Annotated in this window: 21 protein-coding genes; 9 read left to right on the top strand and 12 right to left on the bottom strand. The window is 70.4% G+C overall.

The genetic code is table 11. The annotated features are described in order from the left end of the window. Positions 1-10 precede the first annotated feature (10 nt). Positions 11-1,009, top strand: a complete 999-nt coding sequence (locus NL112_RS05390) for an AI-2E family transporter (RefSeq protein ID WP_255151603.1) — start codon at positions 11-13, stop codon at positions 1,007-1,009. On the opposite strand, the gene NL112_RS05385 is transcribed toward NL112_RS05390, so the two are convergent. After that, positions 999-1,775 carry a sulfurtransferase gene (locus NL112_RS05385; RefSeq protein ID WP_255151602.1) on the bottom strand — a complete coding sequence of 259 codons (777 nt, stop codon included), beginning with the start codon at positions 1,773-1,775 and terminating at the stop codon, positions 999-1,001. The genes NL112_RS05390 and NL112_RS05385 overlap by 11 nt on opposite strands. Before the next feature lie 272 nt (positions 1,776-2,047). Here NL112_RS05385 and NL112_RS05380 point away from each other — a divergent pair, with 272 nt between their 5' ends. Continuing rightward, the gene (locus NL112_RS05380; RefSeq protein WP_255151601.1) at positions 2,048-2,908 is read left to right on the top strand and encodes a sulfurtransferase; all 861 of its coding nucleotides are present in this window, start codon (positions 2,048-2,050) and stop codon (positions 2,906-2,908) included. 139 nt (positions 2,909-3,047) lie between these two features. Here NL112_RS05380 and ilvA read toward each other — a convergent pair whose 3' ends face one another. Then, positions 3,048-4,259: a threonine ammonia-lyase gene (gene ilvA / locus NL112_RS05375; protein ID WP_255151600.1), complete on the bottom strand. Its 1,212-nt coding sequence runs from the start codon at positions 4,257-4,259 to the stop codon at positions 3,048-3,050. Between the two features lie 240 nt (positions 4,260-4,499). Further along, a complete protein-coding gene (locus tag NL112_RS05370) occupies positions 4,500-5,663 on the bottom strand; it encodes an acyl-CoA dehydrogenase family protein (protein WP_255151599.1) in 1,164 nt (387 codons plus the stop codon). Between the two features lie 105 nt (positions 5,664-5,768). Between NL112_RS05370 and NL112_RS05365 the strand changes: the two genes are divergently transcribed. Then, on the top strand, positions 5,769-6,281 hold the full coding sequence (locus NL112_RS05365; RefSeq protein ID WP_255151598.1) for an HPP family protein: 513 nt from the start codon (positions 5,769-5,771) through the stop codon (positions 6,279-6,281). On the opposite strand, the gene NL112_RS05360 is transcribed toward NL112_RS05365, so the two are convergent. The 4 genes from NL112_RS05360 to NL112_RS05345 are packed head-to-tail and all read right to left on the bottom strand — an operon-like array spanning position 6,236 to position 9,259. Beyond that, positions 6,236-6,934: a type 1 glutamine amidotransferase gene (locus tag NL112_RS05360; protein ID WP_255151597.1), complete on the bottom strand. Its 699-nt coding sequence runs from the start codon at positions 6,932-6,934 to the stop codon at positions 6,236-6,238. The genes NL112_RS05365 and NL112_RS05360 overlap by 46 nt on opposite strands. 44 nt (positions 6,935-6,978) lie before the next feature. Then, positions 6,979-7,896, bottom strand: a complete 918-nt coding sequence (locus NL112_RS05355) for a hypothetical protein (protein ID WP_255151596.1) — start codon at positions 7,894-7,896, stop codon at positions 6,979-6,981. Positions 7,897-7,952: 56 nt separating this feature from the next. Beyond that, positions 7,953-8,519, bottom strand: coding sequence for an NUDIX hydrolase (locus NL112_RS05350; protein ID WP_255151595.1), 567 nt, complete (start codon positions 8,517-8,519; stop codon positions 7,953-7,955). Beyond that, the gene (locus NL112_RS05345) at positions 8,516-9,259 is read right to left on the bottom strand and encodes an alpha/beta fold hydrolase (protein WP_255151594.1); all 744 of its coding nucleotides are present in this window, start codon (positions 9,257-9,259) and stop codon (positions 8,516-8,518) included. The genes NL112_RS05350 and NL112_RS05345 overlap by 4 nt, the downstream gene beginning before the upstream one ends. Before the next feature lie 90 nt (positions 9,260-9,349). On the opposite strand from NL112_RS05345, the gene NL112_RS05340 reads away from it, so the two are divergent. After that, the gene (locus NL112_RS05340; protein WP_255151593.1) at positions 9,350-10,444 is read left to right on the top strand and encodes an aminotransferase class V-fold PLP-dependent enzyme; all 1,095 of its coding nucleotides are present in this window, start codon (positions 9,350-9,352) and stop codon (positions 10,442-10,444) included. Here the strand turns inward: NL112_RS05340 and alaS are convergent. Beyond that, positions 10,441-13,221: an alanine--tRNA ligase gene (gene alaS / locus NL112_RS05335; RefSeq protein WP_255151592.1), complete on the bottom strand. Its 2,781-nt coding sequence runs from the start codon at positions 13,219-13,221 to the stop codon at positions 10,441-10,443. The two genes, NL112_RS05340 and alaS, sit on opposite strands and share 4 nt — an antisense overlap. 157 nt (positions 13,222-13,378) lie before the next feature. Between alaS and NL112_RS05330 the strand changes: the two genes are divergently transcribed. After that, on the top strand, positions 13,379-15,244 hold the full coding sequence (locus NL112_RS05330) for a sensor histidine kinase (RefSeq protein WP_255151591.1): 1,866 nt from the start codon (positions 13,379-13,381) through the stop codon (positions 15,242-15,244). A gap of 135 nt (positions 15,245-15,379) precedes the next feature. On the opposite strand, the gene NL112_RS05325 is transcribed toward NL112_RS05330, so the two are convergent. Beyond that, positions 15,380-18,457 (bottom strand): replication factor C small subunit, encoded by a 3,078-nt coding sequence (locus tag NL112_RS05325; protein ID WP_350356151.1) that lies wholly within the window; start codon positions 18,455-18,457, stop codon positions 15,380-15,382. A gap of 122 nt (positions 18,458-18,579) precedes the next feature. On the opposite strand from NL112_RS05325, the gene NL112_RS05315 reads away from it, so the two are divergent. From NL112_RS05315 to samp2, 3 genes are all read left to right on the top strand, one after another. Then, positions 18,580-19,590, top strand: a complete 1,011-nt coding sequence (locus NL112_RS05315; protein WP_255151590.1) for a bactofilin family protein — start codon at positions 18,580-18,582, stop codon at positions 19,588-19,590. Positions 19,591-19,662: 72 nt separating this feature from the next. Next, the gene (locus tag NL112_RS05310) at positions 19,663-20,700 is read left to right on the top strand and encodes a bactofilin family protein (protein WP_255151589.1); all 1,038 of its coding nucleotides are present in this window, start codon (positions 19,663-19,665) and stop codon (positions 20,698-20,700) included. A 38-nt stretch (positions 20,701-20,738) separates the two neighbouring features. Then, positions 20,739-20,939 (top strand): ubiquitin-like small modifier protein SAMP2, encoded by a 201-nt coding sequence (samp2, locus tag NL112_RS05305; protein WP_255151588.1) that lies wholly within the window; start codon positions 20,739-20,741, stop codon positions 20,937-20,939. Position 20,940: 1 nt separating this feature from the next. On the opposite strand, the gene NL112_RS05300 is transcribed toward samp2, so the two are convergent. After that, entirely contained in the window at positions 20,941-21,162 is a 222-nt protein-coding gene (locus tag NL112_RS05300) for a hypothetical protein (RefSeq protein ID WP_255151587.1), read from the bottom strand. Between the two features lie 112 nt (positions 21,163-21,274). Here NL112_RS05300 and NL112_RS05295 point away from each other — a divergent pair, with 112 nt between their 5' ends. After that, positions 21,275-21,640 carry a GNAT family N-acetyltransferase gene (locus NL112_RS05295; protein ID WP_255151586.1) on the top strand — a complete coding sequence of 122 codons (366 nt, stop codon included), beginning with the start codon at positions 21,275-21,277 and terminating at the stop codon, positions 21,638-21,640. Here NL112_RS05295 and NL112_RS05290 read toward each other — a convergent pair whose 3' ends face one another. Then, positions 21,641-23,056 (bottom strand): phosphoglucomutase/phosphomannomutase family protein, encoded by a 1,416-nt coding sequence (locus tag NL112_RS05290; protein WP_255151585.1) that lies wholly within the window; start codon positions 23,054-23,056, stop codon positions 21,641-21,643. A 44-nt stretch (positions 23,057-23,100) separates the two neighbouring features. Continuing rightward, positions 23,101-25,464 carry a DEAD/DEAH box helicase gene (locus NL112_RS05285; protein ID WP_255151584.1) on the bottom strand — a complete coding sequence of 788 codons (2,364 nt, stop codon included), beginning with the start codon at positions 25,462-25,464 and terminating at the stop codon, positions 23,101-23,103. Between the last annotated feature and the right edge of the window lie 45 nt (positions 25,465-25,509).

Below are 25,509 nucleotides of genomic sequence, written 5' to 3'. Positions count from 1 at the left end.
AAGCGGGGTCGTGCGACCCGACCGGCAACGGCGGTGGGTGCTGGCCGCGGTGCTTGCAGTCGTGGCGCTGGTGACGACGTACCTGTTACGAGAGGTGCTGTGGACGGTGTTCTTCGCCGTCACCGTCGCGTACGTGCTGTTGCCGGTTCGTGACTGGCTGGTCGACCGGGGGTTGGGCCGACAGGCCGCGAGCGCCGTGGCGACGACGGCGGCGTTCCTCGCGGGGGTGGCCGTGCTGGTGCCGCTGGCGCTGGTCGTCTACCGGCGTCGGCGGGCGGTGCTTGACCTCCTGCGGCGGCTCCCCGAGGTGGTCGTCCTCCGGGCTGGCGGGTTCAGCTACCGGGTGGAACTCGCCGACATCGTCCCCGCGGCCGCACAGTCCGTCCGCGGCGTCGCCATCGACGTAGCCCGGGCCGCACCCGTCATCGCGCTGAAGGCCGCGCTGTTCGCGTTCGTCCTCTACGCGCTGTTGCTGTACCCCGGCGCGCCCGGGCGTGCCATCCGGCGGCTGGTGCCGGTGTCGTACCACGACGTACTGGAGACGCTCCACGAGCGGGTGACGACGACGCTGTACGCCATCTACGTCCTGCAGGCGGCGACGGCCGTCGCCACGTTCGCCATCGCGTTCGTCGTGTTCTCCCTGCTGGGCTACGACGCGGCGTTCAGCTACGCCGTCGTCGCGGGCGTGCTCCAGTTCGTCCCCATCGTCGGGCCGAGCATCCTCATCGTCCTGCTCGCGGCGGTCGACCTCTCGCTCGGCGCGGTCACGCGGGCGGTGCTGGTGCTGGTGGTCGGGCTTCCGCTGATAGGCTTCCTCCCCGACGCGACGGTGCGGCCGAAACTGGCCGAGTGGACCGCGGAACTCCCCGGGAGCGTCTACTTCATCGGCTTCACAGGTGGCGTCCTCTCGGTGGGTGCGGTCGGGTTCATCGCCGGCCCGCTGGCGGTGGCACTGCTGGCGTCGGTGGTGCGGCTGGTCGGCGACAACTGGAACGGCGCTACTCGGTGACGAGTTCGCCGCCCTCCTCCTCCCACTCGGTCAGCGACCCCTCGTAGAACGCGAGGTCCTCGTAGCCGAGATGCCGGAGGACGAGGTACGTGTGGCTGATGCGCCGTGCGGTGTTGCAGTACAGCAGGATTCGCTTCTCGGGGACGATGCCCTTCGATTCGAACAGCTCGCGGAGTTCGGCCTCCGGTCGGAGGCCGCGCGTCTCGTCGTCGACGACCTCCTGCCAGTCCAACTGTACCGCGCCGGGGATGTGGCCCTCCTCGAACTCCCACGGTTCCCGGGTGTCGACGAGGACCGCCCCCGACTCGATGGCGTCCTCGACGGCGCTCATCGGGACGAGCGGCCCCTCGGTGTCGAAGGCGGCCTCGTAGCTGACCGTATCGGGCACCTCGGCCTCGCTGGTCGTCTCGAACCCGCGTTGCCACGCCGAGAAGTCGCCGTCGAGCAGATGCAGTTTCGCGGGGTCGTGGCCGTACAACTCGGCGGTGACGAGGAAGCGGGCGGCGAACACGCCGTGGTGGTCGTCGTACGCGACCACGCGGTCGTCGTTCGAGATGCCCGCCTCGCCCACGAGTTCCGCGAACGCCGCCGCGCCCGGCAGTTTCCCGGCCTCGCCGTCGTCGCCGCGGAACGTGTCGAACGGGACGTTCACCGCGCCGGGGACGTGGCCGATGCCCTCGAACTCCCAGGCGTCGCGGACGTCGACGACGCGGACCTCGTCCAGCCGGTCGGCGAGCCACGACGGCGGGACGACCTTCGGGTGCATACTCCCACTCGGTCGCCGCCGCGTTTCAACCCGGCGTCGGCGGCCACGCCCGGCCATGCTCCGGGGTAGCGGCATCATTTTCCGGGTCGGCCCGCGCGAGGGCGCACCATCGCCACACGCCGCCCGTTCGGCCCGCTCACGGCCCCTCCCGGCCGAACGTGGCCCGCGCGCCGCTCCGATAGCGGCAACAAACACCGCGAATAGCGAGCGGTGGCCGAACTGTCCGGCAGTAACAGGGATATGCGGGCCGCGCGTGTATCGACGGTTGCACCATGACTGACTACGCGAACGACGTGCTCGTCTCCGCCGACTGGGTGGAGGAGCATCTCGACGAGTTCGGGAGCGACGACCCCGCCTATCGGCTGGTCGAGGTCGACGTGGACACGGAGGCGTACGACGCGGCCCACGCGCCGGGCGCCATCGGCTTCAACTGGGAGACGCAACTGCAGGACCAGACGGAGCGGGACATCCTCTCGAAGGAGGACTTCGAGGACCTGCTGGGGAGCCACGGCATCAGCGAGGACTCGACCGTCGTGCTGTACGGGGACAACTCCAACTGGTTCGCCGCCTACACCTACTGGCAGTTCAAGTACTACGGCCACGACGACGTGCGCCTGCTCGACGGCGGCCGCGACTACTGGCTCGACAACGACTACCCGACGACCGACGAGGTGCCGGAGTTCCCGGCCGTCGACTACGAGGCGGGCGGCCCCCGCGAGTCCATCCGCGCCTACCGGGAGGACGTCGAGAACGCCATCGAGCGGGGGGTCCCGCTCGTCGACGTGCGTTCGCCCGAGGAGTTCAAGGGCGAGATTCTCGCGCCCCCGGGACTGCAGGAGACGGCCCAGCGCGGCGGCCACATCCCCGGCGCACAGAACATCTCGTGGGCCGCCGTCACGAACGACGACGGGACGTTCAAGACGTACGACGAACTCGCCGAACTGTACGGCGAGCACGGCATCGACGGCGAGGGCACCACCGTCGCCTACTGCCGCATCGGCGAGCGCTCGTCGGTGGCGTGGTTCGCGCTCCACGAACTGCTCGGCTACGAGGACACCGTCAACTACGACGGCTCCTGGACCGAGTGGGGGAACCTCGTCGGCGCGCCCATCGAGCAGGGCGAGGCCGAGTGACCCCAGGGAACGAGACCTCGTAGTGGAGCGGCACGCGAAGTGCGCCGCGGAACAGGGCGAAGCGGAGTAAGCGGCTCACACCTCTCGGGTTCTTTCGACCCCTGGCCGAGCAGTCGTATCGGCGACGACAGCGCCGTTTCTACACCACCACTTCGACGGGGTAGCCGTGCGCCTCCAGTTCCTCGATGAGCGCGGCGATGTGGTCGTGGCCCCGCGTTTCGAGGTCCAACTCGACCTCGGTCTGGTCGATGCGGGTGTCCAGCGACGTGCGCTCGTGCTGGATGCCGTAGATGTTGGCCCGCGCCTCGGCGATGACCTCCAGCAGTTTCTCCAGCGACCCCGGCCGGTCTTTGAGGACGGTCCGTATCTTGAGGTAGCGACCGTCCTCGACGAGGCCGCGGGTGATGACCGTCCGCAGGACGTTCAGGTCGATGTTCCCGCCACACAGCGCTGGGACGACGACCTCGCCCTCCTCGTACTCGAAGGTCCCCTCCAGCAGGGCCGCCAGCGCCACCGCGCCCGCACCCTCGACGAGCGTCTTCGAGCGTTCGAGCAGGTCGACGAGGGTCGTGGCGATGGCGGAGTCGCTGACCGTCACCACCTCGTCGACGCGCTCCTGGATGACGTCGAAGGTGTGTTCGCCGACCTTCCGGACGGCGATGCCGTCCGCGATGGTGTCGGCCTCAGCCGTCTCGACGGGGTGGCCCTTCCGGAGGGATTTGGCGACCGACGACGCGCCCTCCGCCTGCACGCCGACGACGCGCGTGTCGGGCTTCTGGGCTTTGACGGCGGTGGCGATGCCGGAGATGAGACCGCCGCCGCCGATGGGGACGACGACGGTGTCGAGGTCCGGGCAGTCCTCGACGATTTCGAGGCCGATGGTGCCCTGTCCGGCCATGACGGCCTCGTCGTCGAACGCGTGGACGTAGGTGCGACCCTCCTCGCGCTCGAGGTCGTGGGCCTTCGTCTGGGCCTCGTCGTAGTCGACGCCGTACAGCACCACCTCCGCGCCGTAGTCCTTCGTCGCCTCCACCTTCGAGACGGGCGCGTACTCCGGCATCACTATCTTCGCGTCGACGCCGGCCCGGGTGGCCGCAAGCGCGACGCCCTGCGCGTGGTTGCCGGCCGAGGCGGTGACGACGCCCGCCTCGCGCTGCTCGTCGGTCAACTGCGCTATCTTGTTCGTCGCGCCACGTATCTTGAACGACCCGGTGCGCTGGAGGTTCTCCAGTTTCAGGTGGACCTCCGCACCCGTCCGGTCCGAGAACGTGTGCGAGTAGTCCAGCGGGGTGTGTCGCGCGACCTCCGAGACGCGCTGGCGCGCCTCCAGCACCTCGGCTACGTCGAGCATACCACCGGCTACCCCACGCGGGGTTCTACGTCTTTCGGGAAAAAGGGGAATGGGGAAAGAGCGTGTGCATCCGATGGAAGGGGCTGGGGTATCATAAGACCCAGCCATCCGGACTGGAAGTAAAACCGCAGGACGTGACGGGGTCGAACTGCCGGTCTGACGGTCGTCAGCCGACTGTCGTCGGTTACTCGAATGCGGGACTCTCGCTTGCTGACGGGGCTTCCCGTTCTCGTAGCCGAGCTACTCGAATGCGGGAATCCCAGTCAGGTCGTGGCCGATGATGAGCGAGTGGATGTCGTGGGTGCCCTCGTAGGTGTAGACGGTTTCGAGGTTGGCCATGTGACGCATCGGCGAGTAGTCGGCGGTGATGCCGTTGCCGCCGAGCATCTCGCGGGCGACCCGCGACTGGTCGCGGGCCATCCGGACGTTGTTGCGTTTCGCCATCGACACCTGTTCCGGGCGCAACTCGCCGCGCTCTTTCAACTCCGCGAGCCGGTAGGCGAGCAGTTGGGCCGTGGTGATCTGGGTCGCCATCTCGGCGAGTTTCTCCTGCTGGAGTTGGAAGCCGCCGATGGGCTGGCCGAACTGTTCGCGGTCGGTGGCGTATTCGCGTGCGGTCTCGAAGCAGTCGCGGGCGGCGCCGACCGCGCCCCACGCGATGCCGAACCGTGCCTGTGTGAGACAGGAGAGCGGCCCTTTCATCCCCTTCACGTCTGGCAGGACGTTCTCCGCGGGGACGTGGACGTTCGAGAGTTCTATCTGGCCGGTGACCGAAGCCCGAAGTGAGAGTTTGTCCTCGAGTTTGGGCGTTTCGACGCCGTCGCGGTCGGTTTCGACGAGGAAGCCGCGGATGGGGTCGTCGTCGGCCGAGCGGTCGCGGGCCCAGACGAGGGCGACATCAGCGAGTGGGGCGTTCGTAATCCAGGTCTTCGTGCCGTTCAGCACGTAGCCGTCGCCGTCTTTCTCCGCGTGGGTCTCCATCCCCGACGGGTTCGAGCCGTGGCTGGGTTCGGTGAGGCCGAAACAGCCGACGGCTCTCCCCTCGCCGAGGTCCTCGAGCCAGGCCTCCTTCTGGGCGTCGGAGCCGAACGCGTGGATGGGGTAGATGACGAGCGCGCCCTGGACGCTGGCCATCGAGCGGAGCCCCGAGTCGCAGGCTTCCAGTTCCTGCATGAGGACGCCGTAGGCACGTTCGGAAAGGTCGGGCAGGCCGTAGCCGGAGAGGTTCGGCGCGTAGAAGCCCAACTCGCCCATCTCCTCGATGAGGTCGGTCGGAAAGGTGCCGTCTATCCAGTGGTCGCCGATGTCCGGGCGGACGGTCTCCTCGACGAACTCGCGGGCCGTATCGCGGACCAGCCGTTCCTCCTCGGTCAGGTCGGCTTCCAGCCCGACGTAGTCAAGCATACACGAGCATGCGCGTCCAGCAGTAAAAACGCTCCTTCCGCCGCCGAGCGTCGTCGGCCCGGGCGACATCGGGGGGCTTTTCGGCGTCCGCCCGGCAGGCCCGGTGTGCGCGAGACGCTCCGTGCGGCAATCCACGCGGCCGTGCTACTGGTCGCGCTCGGCGCGCTGGTGTGGGCGACGGGCCGGCCGTTCCTGTTCCCGAGCCTCGGTCCGACGGCGTACCTGCTCGCGGTCCACCCGCGCCGCCGGACGAGCCAGCCCCGGCAGGTGGTCGGCGGCCACGCTATCGGGGTGCTCGCGGGCCTTCTCGCCTACGGCCTGCTGGCGGCGCCGCTGGTCGGCACCAGCCCCCCGCCCGCGCTGTCGTTCGGCGGCGTGCGCCTGGCCGCGAGCGCGGCGCTGTCGGTCGGGCTCACCACGGGGGGGATGCTCGCGCTCGACGCCCGCCACGCGCCGGCCTGCGCGACGACGCTCATCGTCTCGCTGGGCCTGCTGGCGACGCCGCTTGAAGGCGCCATCGTCGTCGCCAGCGTGACCGTGCTGGTGGCCGCCGACGCGGCCGGCAAGCGGGCTCAGTCGTCGCTTGCGGCCGCCGGAGCCTCCGTCCGAACGCGCTGAAGGAAGTTCTCGAACACCTGCTTCGACTCGCAGGCGGCCGCGTAGCTCTCGTCGGTGATGTCCGCACAGACCGCCTCGATGCGCTCGTCGGGGAGGTCCTTCCCCCGCGTGACGGCCTCGGCGGTCCGCTGGTCGTACTCGGGGTGGGCCTGCACCCCGACGACGCCCCCCTTGCGGAACCCGTGGACCCCGTAGTCGTTCTCCGCGATGAGCTCCGCGCCGGGCGGCAGTTCCGTCACCGCGTCCGAGTGGGTCGTGAACACGAGGAACTCCTCGCCGACGCCGTCGAACACGGGGTCGGCCCCCACCTGCTCGACGGTGCGGTAGCCGAGTTCGTACTCGCCCATGTCCTCGACGGTGCCGCCGAGCACGTCCGCGAGCAACTGGTGGCCGAAACAGATGCCCAGCGCCGGCAGGCCGCGGTCGATGGCCTCGCGGACCCACTCGGTCGTCGGCTCGTACCACGGCTCGTCCCAGTAGACGGACGACCGCGAACCGGTGACGACGAACCCGTCGTAGTCGAACCCCTCGGGGTACTGCTCGTCGACGACGTGGAACTCGACGAGGTCCGCGTCCAACTCGCGACGGAAGTTCCGCCGGGTGTTCTGAGCGGCGTGGGAGGCGTTCACCAGCGCGAGACGTGGCCGACTCATTTGGCGTCGCTAGCCTGTCGGGTCACAAGAGCGTGACGCCCGCGTCAGTTCCGGCGCACGACGAGCGCCGTCAGCCCGAGCGTGAGGAGCCACGTGGCCAGCCACCCGTCGCCGACCATCCCGAAGGGCAGGAAACCGTCGTCCGGCGTGTCGGTCTCCGTCGGCGTGTCGTCGTCCGGCGGGTCCGTGGCCGTCGGCGTGTCGGGTTCGGGCGAGTCAGTCGGGTTATCGTCGGTCGGGTTATCGTCGGTCGGCGTGTCCGACTCGGTCGGGCTGTCGTCCGGCGTGTCGGTCTCCGTGGGGCTGTCGTCGGCCGGCGTCGGTGAATCGGTGGGTGTCGGCGAGTCGGTGGACGAGCCTCCGTCGCCGCCGCCGTCGTCGCTCCCCCCGCCACCGTCCCCGCCGCTATCGCCGCCGCCGGTCCCTCCGCCACCACCGGCACCGCTACTTTCGGTCGGCGTCGCGGTCGGGGTCGGCGTGGACGTGTCGGTCGGTTCGGGCGTCGGGCTCTCCGTCGGCGTCGGCGAGTCGGTCGGTGTGGGCGAGTCCGTCGGCACTGCGGTCGGTGAATCGGTGGGCGTCGGACTCGGCGTCGCGGTGGGTGGGGCCGTCGCGGTCGGGGTGGGGCTGGCCGCACCGACGCCGCCGACGGTCGTTTCCGTCGGGGTGGCGTTGCCGCCAAGCGCACCGTCGACGCGTTCGGTCATCTCGTCCCAGGTGTCGGTCACCCCGGGGCCGGTCGCGGCGCCGAGCGCGCCCCCGACGACGACCACCAGCACGACGGCGACCACGCCGACCGCCCGGAGATGCTGGATTACGGGATGGAACGGCGCGGCGCCGCCGCTCGGCTCCCACGCGAACTCCCGGTCGACGGTCTCGTTGCCCGCGGCCCACTCCGGGTCGGAGTCGTGCCGCTCGCCGTACGGGTAGCTCTGCCCGGTGTCCCCCGCCTCACCACTCATCGCTCGAACGGAGCGTGTCTAAACTTAAAATCCCGATGTCGGTTTTCTCCGGTGAATTATTGTTCAGGCGGGGTCCAGTCGGTCGTCGCCGCGAGCAGTTCCTGCAGGATGAACCCCGTCAGCCCCCAGACGGTGTGGCCGTCGACGCGGAAGAAGGGGAGCCGTGCGGTCCCGCGGTCCGGGTGGCTCCGCTCCTCCGTCGTGTAGTTCGTCGGCTCCACGAGCGCCGTCACGGGAAGCACGACCACCTGCGCCACCTCCGCGGAGGTCGGCCGGTAGTCGCGGTCCGGCACCCGCCCGACGACGGGTCGGACGACGTGACCGTACGGCCCCGGTACGTCGTCGAGTCGCCCGAGCAGGTCGACGCTCTCGGGGTCGATACCGACCTCCTCGCGGGCCTCGCGCAGGGCCGTCTCCGTGAGGTCGGCGTCGTCGGCTTCGCGGCCGCCACCCGGGAACGACATCTCGCCCGCGTGGGTCGGCATGTGGTCGGCCCGCTCGGTGAACAGCACGTAGTGGGCCCCCTCGCGTTCGATGACGGGCACGAGGACGCCGGCCTGCTCGGCTTCCTCGGCGTCGACCGTCCGCGCGTCGCGGGTCAGCGCCGACAGGTCGAGCCTCACAGCGCCTCCAGGAAGCCGAGCAGGCGGTCGTTGACGGCGACGCTGTGCTCCAGGTGCGCGAGATGTCGCCCCTCGACGGCCTCGTACTCGCCGCGAGGCAGGCCGGTGGCGAGCGCCTCGCAGGCGTCGGCGGGCACGACGGGGCTGTCGAGCGGTCCCAGCACGAGCGCGGGCGTCTCGTACTCGTACAGCGGGCCGGGGTCGAACGCCTCGTAGGCGGCGTACAGCGCCCGCCGCGCTTCGGGGCCGGCGTCGTCGAGTTCGCGCCAGCCCTCGATTTCGTCGCGGGGCGCCACGCCGACGTACGACTGCGAGAAGGCGACGTCGGGCCAGTCGTCGCCGAACAGTCGTTCCAGCGCGTCGGCGTCGACCACCTGCCCCGAGGCGGGCGTGGCGATGCAGGTGAGCGACCGGGCGCGGTTGAACTCGCGGGCGTACGCCAGCGCCACGGCGCCGCCGAGGCCGTGGCCGACGAGGTGGGCGGCCCGTACCTCCGCGTCGCGGAACACGGCTTCGAGGTCCGCCGCCAGCGTCGCGGCGTCGTACGGGCCGGGCGGCGCGTCCGACCGGCCGGTCCCCCGCGGGTCGACGACCAGCGCCTCGTACGGGCCGACGACGGCGTCGTGTTGCCACCCCCACGACCACGCGCCGAGCCCCGCCTCCGGCAGGAAGGCGACGGTCGGGCCGTCGCCCACCCGCTCGTAGTAGAGGTCGACGCCACCGTTGTGCGCCCGCGGCATACCCCCGGCTACTCCGCCCGCCCGATTAACTCCCGCGGTCCCCTCACGTTCCGTCGCGGGAGTTACGTGGCCGGGTTCCCTCTCTCGAACATGGACCCGACGGAGCTCCGCGCGGACATCCCAGCACTCGACGGTGCGACGTATCTGAACACCGGCGCGAGCGGCCCCGCACCGGCGCGCGTCCTCGATGCGGCCGCCGACGCACAGCGACGCCACGAGGTCGACGCCCACCACGGCGACCCGTACCCCCACGCGTGGGACGCGTACGACGCCACCCGCGAGCCGGTCGCGGACCTGCTCGGCGCCGCGCCCGACGAAATCGCGCTCGCCGGGAGCACCGGCGACGGCATCTCCCGGGTCGTCAACGCCGTCGACTGGGAAGCGGGCGACGCCGTCGTCCGCACGGACCTCGAACACCCGGCGGGCGTCCTCCCGTTCGCTCGCCTCCGCGAGATGGGCGTCGAGGTGCGGGAGGTACCCGCGCCCGGCGGCTATCTCGATTTCGACGCGTACCGCGAGGCCGTCGACGGCGTGCGGTTCGTCTGCCTGTCGTCGCTGTCGTGGCTCCACGGCACCCGCCTCGACGTCGAGCGCGCGGTCGACATCGCCCACGACGCCGGCGCGTTCGTGCTCGTCGACGCGGTCCAGTCAGTCGGACACCACCCCGTTGACGTGACACGGTGGGGTGCCGACGCCGTCGTCGCGGCGGGCCACAAGTGGTTGCTGGGGGTGTGGGGTGCGGGCTTCCTCTACGTCGACGGCGACGTCGTCGAATCGTTGCGCCCGCGCCACGTCGGCTACCGGGGGGTAGAGCACCCGACCGAGGGGTTCGCGTATCATCCCGACGCCTCCCGGTTCGAGGTCGGCACCCAGTCGCTGGCGCCGTACGCCGCGCTCCGGGAGGCCATCGCCGTCCACGGGGAACTCGGCTCCGACGCCGTCCACGACCGTGTGCTCGGTCTCGCGGAACGGCTCGCTGACGCGCTGGGTGAGCGCCTCGTCTCACCCGCCGAGCCGGAGTCCGGCCTCGTGACGTTCACCGCCGAGGAGCCGGAGGCGACGGTCGACCGACTCGCCGAGCGGGACATCCACGTCAGAAGCCTTCCGGGCGGCGAGCACGTCCGCGCGTCGGTCCACGCGTTCAACACCGCCGAGGACGTCGACCGCCTGCTCGACGCGCTCTAGGCGTCGAGTTTCGCCCGGAGCACCTCGGGCGCGTCCTCCAGCGCCGCGTCGAGTTCGTCGGCGTCCGGGCCGCCGCCCTGCGCGAAGTCGGGCGGGCCGCCGCCGCCGCCGCCGACCTTGCGCGCGAGTTCGCCCACCACCTCGCCCGCGTTGACCGGCACGCCGTCGGGGACGGCGACGACGAACGTCGCACCGTCGAGTCCGGAGCCGAGAACCGCGACCTTCCCCTCCTCGACGAGGGCGTTCGCGGTCGCGCGGAGTTCGTCCATGTCGGCGTCGAGCCGCTGGACGACGGCCGTCGCTTCGCCCAACTCGACCTCCTCGCCGCCGCCCCCGCCGGAGGCGCGGGCGTCCGCCAGTTGCTCCTTCAGTTCCTCGATGCGCTTGCCGCGGTCCTTCCACTCCTCGAAGAACCGCTCGGCCGTCTCGGGCACCTCCTGCGGGGAGACGTCGAGCGTCTCCGCGGCCTGATACAGCGCGTCCTCGGTGCGCTGGGTGGCCTCGACGGCCGCGTCGCCGGCGGCGAAGGTGATGCGCTCGACGCCGTCCTGCACTCGCTCCGTCGACAGAACCTTGATGGTCCCGATGTCGCCGGTTCGGGCGACGTGCGTCCCGGCACAGGCCTGCACGTCCTCGGCGACGTGGATGAGCCGTATCTCCTCGCCCGGCGGGATGCCGCCCTGGAACAGGTCGAACCCGTGGCGCTCCTGGGCCTCGTTGCGGTGGGTCCACTCCTGTTTGACCGCGAAGTTGTCCGTCACGATGTCGTTGGCGACCCGCTCGATGCGCTTGACGTCCTCCCGGGAGATGCGGTCGTAGTGGGTCACGTCCAGCCGCGAGGAGTCGGTGCCCTTCTGAGCGCCCGCCTGCCGGACGTGTTCACCGAGGACTTCGCGGGCCGCGTGTCCGATGATGTGGGTGGCGGTGTGGTGACGCATCAGCCGCCGGCGTCGGCCGGCGTCTATCTGCCCGCGGACGAACTCGCCTTTCCCGGGGTTCTCGTCGGTACGGTGGAGGATGACGCCCTCTATCTCCTGTACGTCGGTCACCTCGACGGTGGCGTCGTCGGTGGCGAGCGTCCCCGTGTCGGCGGGCTGGCCCCCGCCCTCGGGGTAGAACATCGTCTGGTCGAGCACCACGTCGTAGGCGTCGTCGCGCTCGATGACGTCGAGCACGACCGCCTCGAACTCGGTGCGGTCGGCGTCCTCGTAGTAGAGCTTCTCGGTGTCGGGCAACTCGGCGATGCGGTCGTCGTCCGATTCGAGGTGGTCGTCGTCCTCGAACGCCTGCTCGCCGCCGTGGCGCGCCGCCACCAGCGAGTAGAAGTCGTCCGGAATCTCCACGTCGGCGCCCTTCTCGCGGGCTATCTCCTCGACGGTGTCCGGCTGGATGCCGTGGGAGTCGTACAGTTCGATGACCTCCTCCAGCGGAATCGGCTCGCCGGAACTCGCGTACTCGTCGGCCAACTGACGGACGCGGCGCCCGCCCCGCTCGAGCGTCTCGCGGTACTTCTCCACCTCGGTGCGGACGATGTCGCGGACGGTGTCGCGGTTCTCGTAGCCCAGCCGCTCGGCCTGCATGTCGACGAGTTCGTCCAGCGGCGCGTCGACGCCCACGTCGTCGACGAGCCGTTTGGTCCGCCGGAGCACCATCCGCGCGAGGTAGCCGGTGCCGACGTTCGAGGGGACGATGCCGTCGCCGAACATGTACGCCATCGTGCGGCAGTGGTCCGAGATGGCGTAGATGGTCTCCAGCGGCTCCATCAGGCCGGTGAGCCGCGTCGTGGAGACGTCGAGCTTCTCGGCGATGTTGTCGCGGGCCGTCTCCATGTCTTCGGCCTCGTCGATGTCCATGTGGCCCGCGAGCTTCGCGGCCCGGTGGACGAGCCGCTCCTCCTCGGCCGAGAGGTCGATGGCGGCGTTCTCCTTCAGGAACGCTATCATGTCGGGGTAGACGGCCTCGTAGACGGTCGGCGTCCCCTGGGACATCCACGTCCACCGCTCCAGCCCGTAGCCGGTGTCGACGATGTACGTGTCCATGTAGGAGTAGCGGTTCCCGTCCTTGAGTTCGTACTCGCCGTCCGGGTCCTGCTCCATGCACATGAAGACGAGCGTCGCCAGTTCCAGCCCCTTGTAGATGACCTCGATGGCGGGTCCGGCGTTGCCGCCGCCGACCCACGGGTCCTCGATGTAGGTGACGGCCTCGGGGTCGGCGCCCATCTCGACGAGCAGTTCGTCGCAGTATTCGACCGTCTCGTCCTTCCAGTACACCTCCCCGGAGTAGGCGTACTCGTCGCCCACCTCCTCGCGGGCGTTGAACGCGTGGTGGGCCATCATCTCGAACGCCATCGTGTGGCGTCCGGTCTTCCCCACGTTGTCGATGTCCTGCATCCGGATGCAGGGCTGGGAGATGGTGAGGGGGTTCGCGGGCGGGGGCGTCTTGCCGGAGGTGACGAGCGGCTGGAAGTCGTATATCGAGGCCTGCGTCAGGAGCACGTCGTCGCGCCAGCGGTTCGCGGCCACCGGATACGGTTCGATGCGCTCGTGGCCGTGCTCCTCGAAGAAGGAGAGGAACGCCTCGCGCATCTCCTCTAAGGTGTGTTCCTCGTCGAAGCCGGGGTCGTCGATGAAGCCGTACTCCTCGCAGGGGGGTTCCCCACACGTCTCCCGCTCGGCGTCGCGGGACCAGAACGCAGCACCACACTCGGAGCACTCCTGTCGGGTGAAGCCGTTCTCGTGGAAGTACTCGAGCTGGTACTCCGACTCGAGATCGCTCATTACCACCAATTGGCCAACCTGCGTCTAAAAGGGTTCCGAACGGGTGAATCGCGGTCCCACGGCCGGGCGACCGTCTCGGCTACCTCGCCAGACGATGGCGTCTCGCTCGCCGAGACGAAGCGTACGCTTAAGTCGGTTCCCGGGGGAGTCCAGTTGAATGCCGACAGAGGAGGTGTCGGCCTCGCAAAGGACGACACGGCGGGTGTACGTCACCGACGACGCCCTCCGGGAACGGGTGGCCGCGCTCGACGGGCTGACCGTCGTCGACGACCCGTCGACGGCGGACTGTGTCGTCACCGACTCCAACGGCGCGGCCCCCGACGCCCGGCCGACGGTAATCGTCGCCGACGCGCTGGACGACGTCGACGGCTCGCCCGCGGGGTTCGTCCGGACCGACGCGACCGACGCGACGCTGAGCGACCAGATTCGGTTGGCCGCACGGCGGACGGCGCCGTCGAAGGCCGCCCGTCTGCCGGACGTGACCCGCGACATCGTCGCCTGCGAGGACCCCGAGGAGGTGTACCGCCTCGCGGTTAGTGCGGCCGAGCGGGTGCTCGACCTCGACGGTGCCTACGTCGCCGAGGCCGGCGAGACGTACTTCCAGCCGAAGGCGAGCGCCGGCGTCATCACCGACGACGGGGTCTCCGAGGAGATGCGCGTCGACGAGGGGCTGGCCGGCCGGACCTACCAGTCGGGGGAGTCGATGGTCGTCGACGACCTGACGGACAGCGGCGACGCCAAACCTGTCGACCCCGACTACCGCTCGGGACTGTCCGTTCCGCTCGGCGACGTGGGCGTGTTCCAGGCCGCCTCCATGTCACCGGATGCGTTCGACGAGCGGGACCGCGAACTCGTCGAACTGCTGATGTCGCACGCCGCCGAGACGGTCACCCGCCTGCGAACCGAGCAACGACTCCGGGAGGAGCGCCGCATCATCGAGCGGCTCCACGCCAGCACGACCGAACTGCTCGCCTGCGAGACGGAGACGGAGCTGTGCCGACAGCTCGTCACCGCCGCCGAGCGCATCCTCGAGTTCGAGGTCTGTACCGTCCTGCTCGCCGACAGCGACGACGGCCCCCTGCGGCTGGTCGCCTCCAGCGACTCGCCGCTGGCTCCCGACCCCGACGGCCCCGAACGGACCGTCCCGGTCGACGTCGGCGTCGTCGGCCGCACGTACCGGGAGGGCGAGTCGATACTCGTCCACGACGTCGCGGACGTCGACGACGCCCGGCCGTACGACGACGCCTACCGGTCGGCGCTGTCCGTCCCGTTCGGCGAGTGGGGCGTCGTGACCGCCATCGCCGACCAGCCCGGCGCCTTCGACGAACAGGACCGCGACCTGCTCGAACTGTTCGTCACGCAGGCCGCGGCGGCGCTGGCCCGCCTCCGCGCCGAACAGGAACTCGTCGCCGAGCGCGACCGACTCGAGGAGTTCGCTTCCGTGTTGAGCCACGACCTCAGGAACCCGCTGAACGTCGCCACCGGCTATCTGGAGCTCGCACGGGAGTCCGGCGACACCGGCCATCTCGACCGCGTCGCCGCGTCGCTCGACCGGATGGACGCGCTCGTCGAGGACGTGCTCACGCTCGCCCGCGAACCGGCGACCGCCGAGACGGCGCCGGTCGACCTCGAATCCCGGGTCGAGACGGCCGCCCGAGGGGTCGAACTCGACACGGTCCGAATCGACGGGCCGCTCCCGGACGTCAACGCCGACGCCGACGCACTCCTGCGCCTGCTGGAGAACCTGTTCCGGAACGCCGTCGAACACGCGGGTCCCGACCCGACGGTCCGGGTCGCCCCCCTGTACGAGGACGGCGAAGCCGTCGGCTTCCGGGTCGGCGACGACGGTCCCGGCATCCCGCCGGAGGAACGCGAAGCGGTGTTCGAGTCGGGGTACACCACCGGCACCGGGACGGGGCTCGGCCTCCCCATCGTCCGGTCCATCGCCGACGCACACGGCTGGGCGGTGACCATCGGCGAGAGCGAACTCGGCGGCGTGGCCTTCGAGGTGCGGACGGGGTAACCCCCGCCGGCCACGGCTCCCTCCGGTCGCTGTTCGTCACGACGTGGTCTTGCGGCCGGCCACGCTACGCCTCGCGTGTCGCTCCCTTCGGTCGCTCCCGTTCGGCATTTGGAGGTTCTCGCTTCGCTCGAACCCCTACTCCTCGTCTAACGCTAGCGACGCCAGCAACGCCTCCAGTTGCACCTGCTCGTTTGCGCCCGCCGTGATGCGGTAGTCGGCCTCCCCGATGCGGTCCATCAGCCGCACCGCCTCCCGCTCCGAGAGGTCGAACTCCCACACGGAGCGGTGGAGCTGGTCGATGACGTCGCCGCCCGCGATGCCCACCTCGGTCAACAGCGTGTCGAGTTTCGAGCGCGACTGCGTGAAGTCGCCGTCCAGCGCGAGTTCGACCATCTCCTTTATCTCCTCGGGGCGGGCCGTCGAGGTAATGGCGTACACCGCTTCCTCGTCAACGGTGTCGCCCATCACCGCGGCCGCTTGCAGGCCGTTGATGGCCTTCCGCATGTCGCCGTCCGCGGCGTAGACGAGCGCGTCGACGCCGTCGTCGGTCACGTCGATGCCCTCCGTGGCGGCTATCTCGCGGACCTGCTCCTCGACGGCCTCGTCCGCGAGCGGCGAGAACCGGAACACGGCACACCGCGACTGGATGGGGTCGATGATCTGCGAGGAGTAGTTACACGAGAGGATGAACCGGGTGTTGTTCGAGAACTGCTCCATCGTCCGCCGGAGCGCGGACTGGGCGTCAGAGGTGAGCGCGTCCGCCTCGTCGAGGAAGATGATGCGGTAGTCGTGGCCGCCGAACGACGAGCGCGCGAAGTTCTTGATGCGGTCCCGCACCACGTCGATGCCGCGCTGGTCGGAAGCGTTCAACTCGAGGAAGTTCTCCCGCCAGTCGTCGCCGTACAGTTCGCGGGCGATGGCCACGGCGCAGGTCGTGTTGTGCATCACCGTCGGAACCCGACCGGCGACGTAGTTCCGGGTTCCGGGGACCGTGAGGTCGTACACTCGCTCCGGTTCGTCCACCCGTTCGACCGATTCGACCTCGTCGAAGTAGAGGTCGCTCCCGACGAGCGTGTCGAGTTCCGAGAGCGCGTCGAGCACCGTCTCCGAGAGCATCCCGGCCGCGACCGACCGGACACGGTCCGCGACCGTTCGGAACCGGGTGAGCGACGCGAGGTCGTTGCCACCGTCGAGCAGATTGATGACCTCGGTTCCACGCATCTCCGTCTCGTCGGCGACGTGGTTGTACGGGACACCGAGCGTCTCGATGCAGTCGGTGAGCGTCCGGCGGACCCGACCAAGGTCGGTGTCGGTGGCCGTTCCGTCGATGCTCTCTAACAGTTCGAGCGCCCGCTCGGTCCCCGGCGTTCTGCGGCCGTCGGCGTATTCGAGGAGACGGTCCGAACGGACCCCGGTTTCGGCTTCGAGTTCCCGTCGCGTGTCGATGGGTTCGAGCTTCCCCCGTTCGCCCGCCCACGTCGCCGGCACCGCCGTCGCGGCGTCGATGTCGGCGCGAAGGCGGTCGAGTCGTTCGAGCACCGCTTGCGCGTCGTCGATCCGTGCCGTCGCGGCGTCGACGAGTTCGTCGACGCGGTCGAGGTACGACTCCCTGCCGGGCGATTCCGGGTTCAACGAGTCGGGAACGTAGTCGGATTTCGTCAGATACAGTTCCTCACACAGCGTGTCGACGGCCGCCTGCGTCGGCACCGTATCGTCGTTCGGGTTCGGGTCCCGCGTCGCGTTCGTCGCCAGCCGTTCGGCCTTCTCGTCGAGGGTGAACCCGACGTGCTCTCGGAACTGTTCGAGGTGACGTGCGCTGGAGACGTACAGGGTGTGGTACTCCCGCTCGGTCCCCGTCCCGTTCGTGGCCGCTTTTTGCTGTCGTTTGCGCCGGCTGGGAACCCCGAACCCGGAGAGCAGATACGACACGAGCGTAATCAGCCGCTCGTTCTTCTGTGTCAGTTCGACGATACCGTTCTCCGTCACGTGCCCCTCGGCGTCGAAGACGGCCCTGAGGAACGCCCGCCGGCTCTCTGCGTCGGCACGGACGAGCGCCGAACCGATGCCGTTCCCGCCGGTCGCCCCGTCGAAGACGTCGACCGTGGCTTCGAGGAACTGCGTCAGCGACCGACTGGCGACTGCTCGATAGCTCACGCCGTTCTGTTCGCCCTGCCGGACGTCGAGGCCGAACAGCGCCTCGGTCACGTGCTCGAACCGGTCGAGCAGTTCGTCGTCGGTGTTGTAGAACTTCACTCGCCCGCCGTCGAGTCGGGCTTCGCTCACCGACAGTCCGACGAACGCCGCGAGCTCGGGCGTGAGTTCCCACACCGGCGGTATCGGTTCCGACCGGCGGTTGTTCCGATTGACGTACTGAATCGCCGTGACGTGCGTCTCCAGTTCCTCCCGGGCGACGTCGAGCTCGCGGAGGTACGACAGCGAGCAGACCGTACTCGGCTCGTCGACCCGGCAGTCGAGCGTGCGACGGTAGTCCCGGACCGTCTCGACGGGCGTGTCGGCGGCCGCCGCGATGGTCTCCTCGTCCTCACCGCGTCGAAGGCCCGCAACGACCCGCTTCTTCTTGCCGACGTAGTTCTCCTCGGCCGGAATCCCGTGGCTTCGGGCGAACTCGTCCGTGACGTGGACGAACGTCCGGTCGCCGTCCATCGCGTCGACCCAGTTCAGACTGTCGTCGCCCTCGGGAAGCGGCGCACTGCGGGGGCGTACGACGCGCCTGCCGGCGTCTAGCTCGCCGGCCGGCTCCCACGAGAGGCCGTCGTGCCCGACGGTCAGGAGCTTGTGCTCCGGGGTCACCGTCAGGTCGTTGCCGTCCCGGGTGGTGACCCGAACGAGGTTCTCCGCGCGCTTCCCGAACACGTGCGACGGCTCCACGTACTCGAACGAGCCGTCGTCGGCGAACGTCAGCACCTCCAGTCCGTCGTCGGGCGTGTCGAACCCCTCGGTCTCGCCGACGACGTCGCCGATGGGTTCGACGCCGCGGTTCGTCAGCACGGGCGTCTCGCCGGTCACACATTTCCCGACACCTGCGGGCCCCGCAAACAGCAGGTGCGGCAGGTCGTCGCGCTCGATGTACGACTTCAGGCGCTCGGTGATGTTCTCGTGGCCCGCCACCTCGTCGAGCGTCTGCGGGCGGTACTTCTCTATCCAGACCTCCCGCCCCCGCTCCGTGTCGGCGTCCTCGGCGGCCTCGCTCATATCTTCGGGTCGGCCCCGCCCGGGCATAAACCCCCCGAGACCACCCGTCGCGACGGCCGCCCGTCGCGTGTTCGCACGCCTCCCTACGTGTTTATGGTCCGATACGTCGTAGTCGTACTGTTATGCTCTCCCCACGCCGACGCGTCGCGGTTCTCGCGGCGCTCGTCCTGCTCGTCGCATCGTTCGCGGGCACCGCCGCGGCCGACCCCCGGTTCGGCGGGTCCATCGTCGTCCCCGAGGGCCAGACCGTCGGCGACGTCGAGGCGGTCGGCGGGTCGGTCGTCGTGCGCGGCACCGTCGACGGCGACCTGAGCGGCGTCGCCGGGAGCGTCGTCGTCTACGGCACCGTCACCGGGAACGTCGAACTCGCGGCCGGGAGCGTCACGCTCGCGGACACCGGCACCGTCGAGGGCGACGTACAGGTCGCCGCCGGGTCGCTCGTCGTCGACGGCACCGTCCTCGGGAGCGTCACCGCGGGCGCCGGCGACATCGTGCTCGGCCCGGATGCCCGTATCGCGGGCGACCTGCGGTACGACCCCGACGCGGCGCTGTCGGGCAACCGCGGCGCCGTCGAGGGGAGCATCGTCGCCGACGACGCCATCGTGGGCGACGTGAGCGTCGTCCCCGAGGTGCCCGGCGTCGTGTTCGACGTGTGGGGGCTGGTCGTCGGCCTCGTCGTCGGCGCAGTCCTGCTGTACGGCGCGCCCCGGTTCTCCGACCGGGTGACCGACCGCGCCGTCGGCGAACCGCTCGCGTCGGGCGGCGTCGGCCTGTTCCTGGTAGTCGTCGCGCCCGTCGTCGCGCTGCTGCTCGTCGTCACCATCGTCGGCATCCCGCTGGCGCTGGTCGGTGCCGTCCTGTTCGGTCTGTTCGCGTGGCTCGGGTCGCTGTACGGCCGCCTTGCGGTCGGTGCCTGGCTGGCCGACGCCCTCGGCCAGGAGGGGCGGGCGGCGACGCTCCTGCTCGGGTTCGGCGCGGTGTTCGTCGTCGGCCTCGTCCCCGTGCTCGGTGGGCTGGTCGAACTGCTCGTCGCCCTGCTGGGCATCGGCGCGCTCGCCGTTGTCGCGAACGGCTGGCGCCAGCGCGACGCCAGCGAGGGCGAGGGGCCGACGCCGGCCATCCGACCGGTCTGAGCGCCCCGAATCCGGTCGGCACTCCCGACCGTTCGGACAAAGCACTTATCACAGGCGGTTCACCGCGCCGACATGTCCCGTTCGCCGCTCGCGCTCCTCTTGCTGGCGCTCGTCGTTCTCGCAACGGTCCCCGCCCCGGTCGCCGCCGACTCCCGGACCGGCCCCAGCGTCGTCGTCGAGTCCGGCGAGACGGTCGACGGGTTCACCGCGACCGGCGGCGTGGTCGTCGTGCGCGGCACCGTCGAGGGCGACCTCGAAGCGTACGGCGGCCGCGTCCACATCGCGGAGGGCGGTCGCGTCACCGGCCGTCTCCGGGCCAGCGGCGGCACCGTCGTCGTCGACGGCACCGTCGAGGGGACCGCACTCGCGTACGGCGGGAGCGTCCGGGTGGGCGAGACGGCCCGCGTCGAGCGGTCGTTCGGCGCCGTCGCGGGCGCGGTCAGCATCGAGGGCACGGTCCTCGGTGACGCCACCGTCGTCGCGGGGACGGTGACGCTGGGCGCCGACGCCGACGTCCGCGGCGACCTCAACTACGACGGACAACTATCCGACGAGGGCGGGACCGTCCGCGGCGACGTACGCGGCGTGGGCGACCTTGCGCTCGTCCCCTCGGTGCCGATTCCCGGCCCGCTCGTCTCCGCCTACTGGTTCGCCGCCAACGCCGCACTCGGGGCGTTGCTCCTGCTCGTGTTCCCGCGGTTCTCGTGGGCCGCCGCCAACACCGTCGCGGTCGAACCGCTCCGCACGACCGCCGCCGGACTGGCTGGGCTGGTCGGTGGCCTGCTCGTCGTCGCCGTCACCGCGCTCACGCTGGTCGGTGTTCCGCTGGCGCTCGCGGCCGCCGCCGTCCTGTTCGTCTGTTGCTGGGCCGGCGCCGTCCTCGGGCGGTTCGCCGTCGGCTCGTGGCTGCTGTCGTTCGTCGACCGCGACGACAAATGGCCCTCGCTCCTCGTCGGCCTGCTCGTCGTGGGGGTCCTCGTCCGCCTGCCCGTCGTGGGCGACGCGTTCCGCGCGGCCGTCCTGCTGGCGGGGCTCGGCACCGTCGTCCTCGGCCTCCGGTCGGCGTACGAGGTGCTCCGCGAGCATCCCGGCGGGCTCACCTCCCTCTGACTCGTGAGGCTCTTGGCGCGTCGCCCGCTACCCTGCCCATGCGCGTGACCTGCGAGGTGGTCGGGGAGGGGACCGAGGAGCGCGACCTGCCCGACGACGCCACATACGGCGACGTGCTCCGCGAACTCGACTTCTCGCCCCACGAGGCGTCGGTGCTGGTCGACGGCTCGCCCGTCCCGGAGGACGCGCCCGTCGAGACCGACGACCTGCAGGTGCTCCGTCTCGTGAAAGGCGGGTAACTCAGGCGTACAGCACGGTCCAGACACCGATGCACCCGAACAGAGCGCCGAGCAGTAGCCACGCGACCGCGACCCCCCTGCCCCAGTAGCGCCGGCCGCCGCTCGCCCCGGCCGCGTCGCCGAGCGGGGCCGTAGCGAGCCCCGGCCGGACCCAGAGCGCGACGCCGAGTGCGAGAAACAGCCCCCCGAGGAGCAGGGTACTCGGGAGCGGCGGGAGGCGCACGCCCGCCCGGTTCACGCGCCCCCGTGTAAACGGTTGAGTCGGCGGGTCGCAGAACACGGCAAGTGGGCCGGCGAACGCCGAGGTTATCACGGCGACCGTCGAACGCGCCGGTATGCACGTCCGCGAGGCCACGACCGACGACCACCTCGCGGCCCGCTCCATCTTCGACGTGGCCATGTTGCAGGTCCCCGACTTCCACCGGGCGGAACTGCTCGTCGCCGTCTCCGAGGACGACCAGGTGGTCGGCGCACTCGCCTCGCACGCCGCCGGCCGCGACCAGCGGGGCGACATCGAGGCCGTCGCCGTCCGCCCCCGCCGCCGGGGGCAGGGTATCGGCACCGCGCTCGTGGAGGCGGCCGACGAGCGGTGGACGCCGCTGGTCGCGGAGTTCGACGCCCGCGTTCGGCCGTTCTACGAATCCCTCGATTTCGACCTCGAGCGAGTCGAGGACGGACGGTTCAGGGGCGTGCGCCGCTGACTACACCAGCGGTTCGACCAGCTCCTCCCCCTCCGCGAGCAGCGCCTTCACGCGCTTCTGGCTGGAGGATTCGGCGTACACGCGGAGCTTCGGCTCCGTCCCCGAGGGGCGCACGAGGAGCCAGGAGCCGTCCGCAAGCAGGAGCTTGAACCCGTCGACGGTCGCCACCCGCTCCACCTCGCTTCCGGCCACGCTGTCGGGTATCTCGTCTTCGAGCGCCTCCAGCACCGCCGCCTTCCGGTCGTCGGGGCAGTCGACGCTCACCCGGTCCTGCACCACGTCGCCGTACTGCTCGCGGACCGCATCGAGGCGGGCGTCGAGCGACTGCTCCGTCTCGGCGGCCGCCGAAAGCAGGGCAAACAGGACGCCGTCCTTGTTGCGGAGGTGGCCGCGGACGCCGAACCCGCCGGACTCCTCGCCGCCCAGCAGAGCGTCGTGTTCGCCCATCGCTTCGGCGACCCACTTGAACCCGACCGCCGTTTCGTGGACCGACTGGCCGTGTGCCTCGCCGACCCGGTCGACGAGGAACGTCGTCGAGACGGTGCGGACCGCGTCCGCGCTGGCTCCGCCAGCGACCGCGTCCGACTCGAGCAGGAACTCGTACGTCGCGGCGAAGTAGAGGTTCGGGTCGACGTACCCCCGCTCGGGCGTGACGACGCCGATTCGGTCGGCGTCGCCGTCGTTGGCCACCCCGAGGTCCGCCTCGCCCGTCTCGACCCGCTCGACGAGGTCGGCCAGTCGCTCGCCCGACGGCTCGGGGTGGCTCCCGCCGAACGTCGGGTCCCGGTCGGTGCGCAGGCGCACCACGTCCGCGCCCGCCGCCTCCAGCAGGCGGTCGGTGACGCCGCGGCCGGAGCCGTGCATCGCGTCGTAGGCGACGGTCAGCCCCGAGAGGTCCACTTCGTCGCCGGGCGTCACGCTCCCGACGAACGATAGCGCGTGGTCGACGTACGGGCCGAGCAGGTCCGTCTCGGTGACGGTGCCGTGCTCGGATTCGGGAAGGGGGTCCGGCCGTCGGAGGTTCGCCTCGATGCGCTCGGTCGCCTCCGGGAGCGCGGGCGTGCCGTCCGCGGGCACGAACTTCACGCCGTTGTACTCGGGCGGGTTGTGGCTCGCGGTTATCATCAGCGCGCCCGCCAACTCGCGGTCGGTGACGGTCCACGCGACCACGGGCGTCGGGGTGTCCCGCTCCGGCAGGAGCGCGTCGAACCCGTTTGCACACAGCACCCGGCACAGCTGTTCGGCGAACCCGCGAGAGGTCCCGCGGGCGTCGTACCCCACCGCGACCGTCTCCCCCTCGAACCCCTCCTCGCGCAGGTAGTCGGCGACCGCCTGGCCGACGACCCGCACGCGCTCGTCGGTGAACGTGTCGAGCGTGGCCCGCCAGCCGTCGGTGCCGAACGCGATCTCGTCCATGCGCCCACTCCACCGGCGGGCGAGAAAAAGCCCCCGCAGACGACCTACTCGACCCGGACGGTCCGCGTCGCCGAGACGGGCCGGAGCGGCAGGTCGGCGAAGGCTACCTCCGTCCGGAACTCCAGTTCGTCGGGCGAGCCCCCGAACACGCCCACCGGAAGCGTCGCCTCGCCGAGATACCGCGACTCGGTCGTCATCTCGACGCCGTTGACCGTCACCCGTATCTCGGCGCTGGCGCCACCGCCCGCGTTCGAGACGCGCACCTCGCACATCTCGTTGTCGCCACGCGCGATGGAGTCGGGGAACTCACCCCAGTCGAACGTGACGGCCGGGAGGTCGCTCGCGTGCTCGACGACTCGCTCCGCGAGCCCCTCGGAGAGGCCGGCGTCGACGAGGCCGTCGACGCCCGCCTCCACCACGTCGGCGGGCGTCGTCAGCCCCTCCGTGGCGAGTTTCTGTGCCCGGCCCTTCCCGACGCCGTCGATGGCGGTCAGTCCGACCGCCTGCGAGGAGATGCCGTTCTCGACGCGGGCCTCGGCCCGGCGGGCGACGTTGGCGGCCCGCCCGCCCGCGAACCGTTCGAGGAACGAGCGGAGCGCCGCCAACAGACGCAGGGCGTTCTGTCTGATGACCCACGCGTCCGACTGGAGTTCAGAGGGCGTCGTCCCCTCCATCGACGCCCGGAGGATGGCGAGTACCTTCCGGTTGCCCGGTTCGAGTTCCTCTGCTTCCCCATCGAGCACCGCTCGAACCGCGTCCCGCTCGTCGCGGCGCGCGCTCACGCTGTCGAACTCGGCGCTGTCCGCGACGGCCCGGAGGACGGCGGCCTCGTCGAGGCCGTCCTCGGCCGCGCGGTCGGCCAGCGACTTGAACGCCTCCGCCGTCTCCAGTCGCAGGTAGAACTTCGAGGCGAGGCGACCCAGCGGCGTCCCCTCGACGCCGAGGTCGGCGTCCGTCTCGACGAAGCCGCCGTCGACGAGGTCCGACAGCGTCTCGCGGACGTGCTCGCGGAGGCGGCCGCCGGAGTGGTACTGGTCCGGGGCCGACCCCGCCCGGACGTAGTAGAAGGTGGTCTCCAGCCAGTCCATCACGTCGTCCAAATCGCGGATGGTCCCCAGCGCGATTTCGGCGTTGAGATGCGACGCGAGGTCGTCGGCCAGTCGGCTCTCTATCTCCTTGCCCTCCTGCAGGAGCGTCCGGTACTTGTCGGCGTCCTCGCCGTCACAGACCACCCACGCGTACCCCTGGTCGTCGTAGCCCGGCCGGCCCGCGCGGCCGAGCATCTGGAGCACGTCGAGCGGGCTCATGTCCACCTCGCCTTCGAGGGGGTCGTGGAGCTTCGTGTCCCGGATGACGACACAACGCGCGGGGAGGTTCACGCCCCACGCGAGCGTCGACGTCGAGAACAGGAGCTGTATCTGCCCCTCCTTGAACCACTCCTCGACGGCGTTCTTGTCCTCCCGGGAGAGGCCGGCGTGGTGGAAGGCGACGCCGTCGACCACCGACTGGCGGAGCGTGTCGTTCCGGAGGTCCTGTGCGGCCGTGTGCAGGTCGTAGTCGCCGCGGGCGCCGATGTCGATGTCCCGTTCGGCGATGACGTCGCGGGCCTTCTCGGCGGCGCGGACGGTGTCCTGCCGCGAGGCGACGAAGGTGAGCGCCTGCCCGCCGTCCTCGATGTGCGGTTGTGCCAAATCGAGCGCCCGGTACAGCCGCCGGTACTTGTCGGCGAAGGAGTTCTCGCCGTGGGCGTACGTCTCGACGCCCGCGTGAAGCGGGACGGGCCGGTAGTCGTCGCCGAACTGGAACGTGCAGTCGTCGGGGGCGTCGAGCCAGTCGGCGACGTCCTCGACGTTCGGCATCGTCGCGGACAGCGCGACGACCCGCGGGTCACAGAGTCGGCGGAGCCGCGACACCGTCACCTCCAGGACGGAGCCGCGCTTGTCGGAATCGAGCAGGTGGACCTCGTCGATGACACAGCAGTCGACCTGCTTGATGAACGCGTAACGCGGCGAGTCGTGCTTGCGAGTCGCGGAGTCCACCTTCTCGGGCGTCATCACGAGGATGTCCGCCCGCTCGGCGCGCCGCGGGTTCAAATCGCGCTCACCGGTGACGACGTACACCGAGTAGCCGAGCTTTTCGAACCGCTCCCACTCGCTCTCCTTCTCGTTCGTGAGCGCGCGAAGCGGTGCCAGAAACAGGGCCGTCCCGCCGGCATCGAGCGTCCGGCAGATGGCCAACTCCGCGAGCGCGGTCTTGCCGCTGGCGGTCGGCGCGCTCACCACGACGTTGTCGTCGCTCTCGAGGACGGCCGGCAACGCGGCCGACTGCATCCGGTTGAACTCGTCGAACGAGAACGCGTCGGCGAACTCCGGGACCACCTCGCTGACGGCGTGTTTCCCCGTTGCCACTACGCGTTCTCGGGGCCTTCTCCGTCAAAGGGGTTGCCCTTCGGG

It is taken from the genome of Halorarius halobius (assembly GCF_024298865.1).
Classification (GTDB): Archaea; Halobacteriota; Halobacteria; order Halobacteriales; family Haloarculaceae; genus Halorarius; species Halorarius halobius.
Note: the sequence above shows the minus strand (reverse complement) of the source record. Positions and strands in the feature narration are given on the sequence as shown.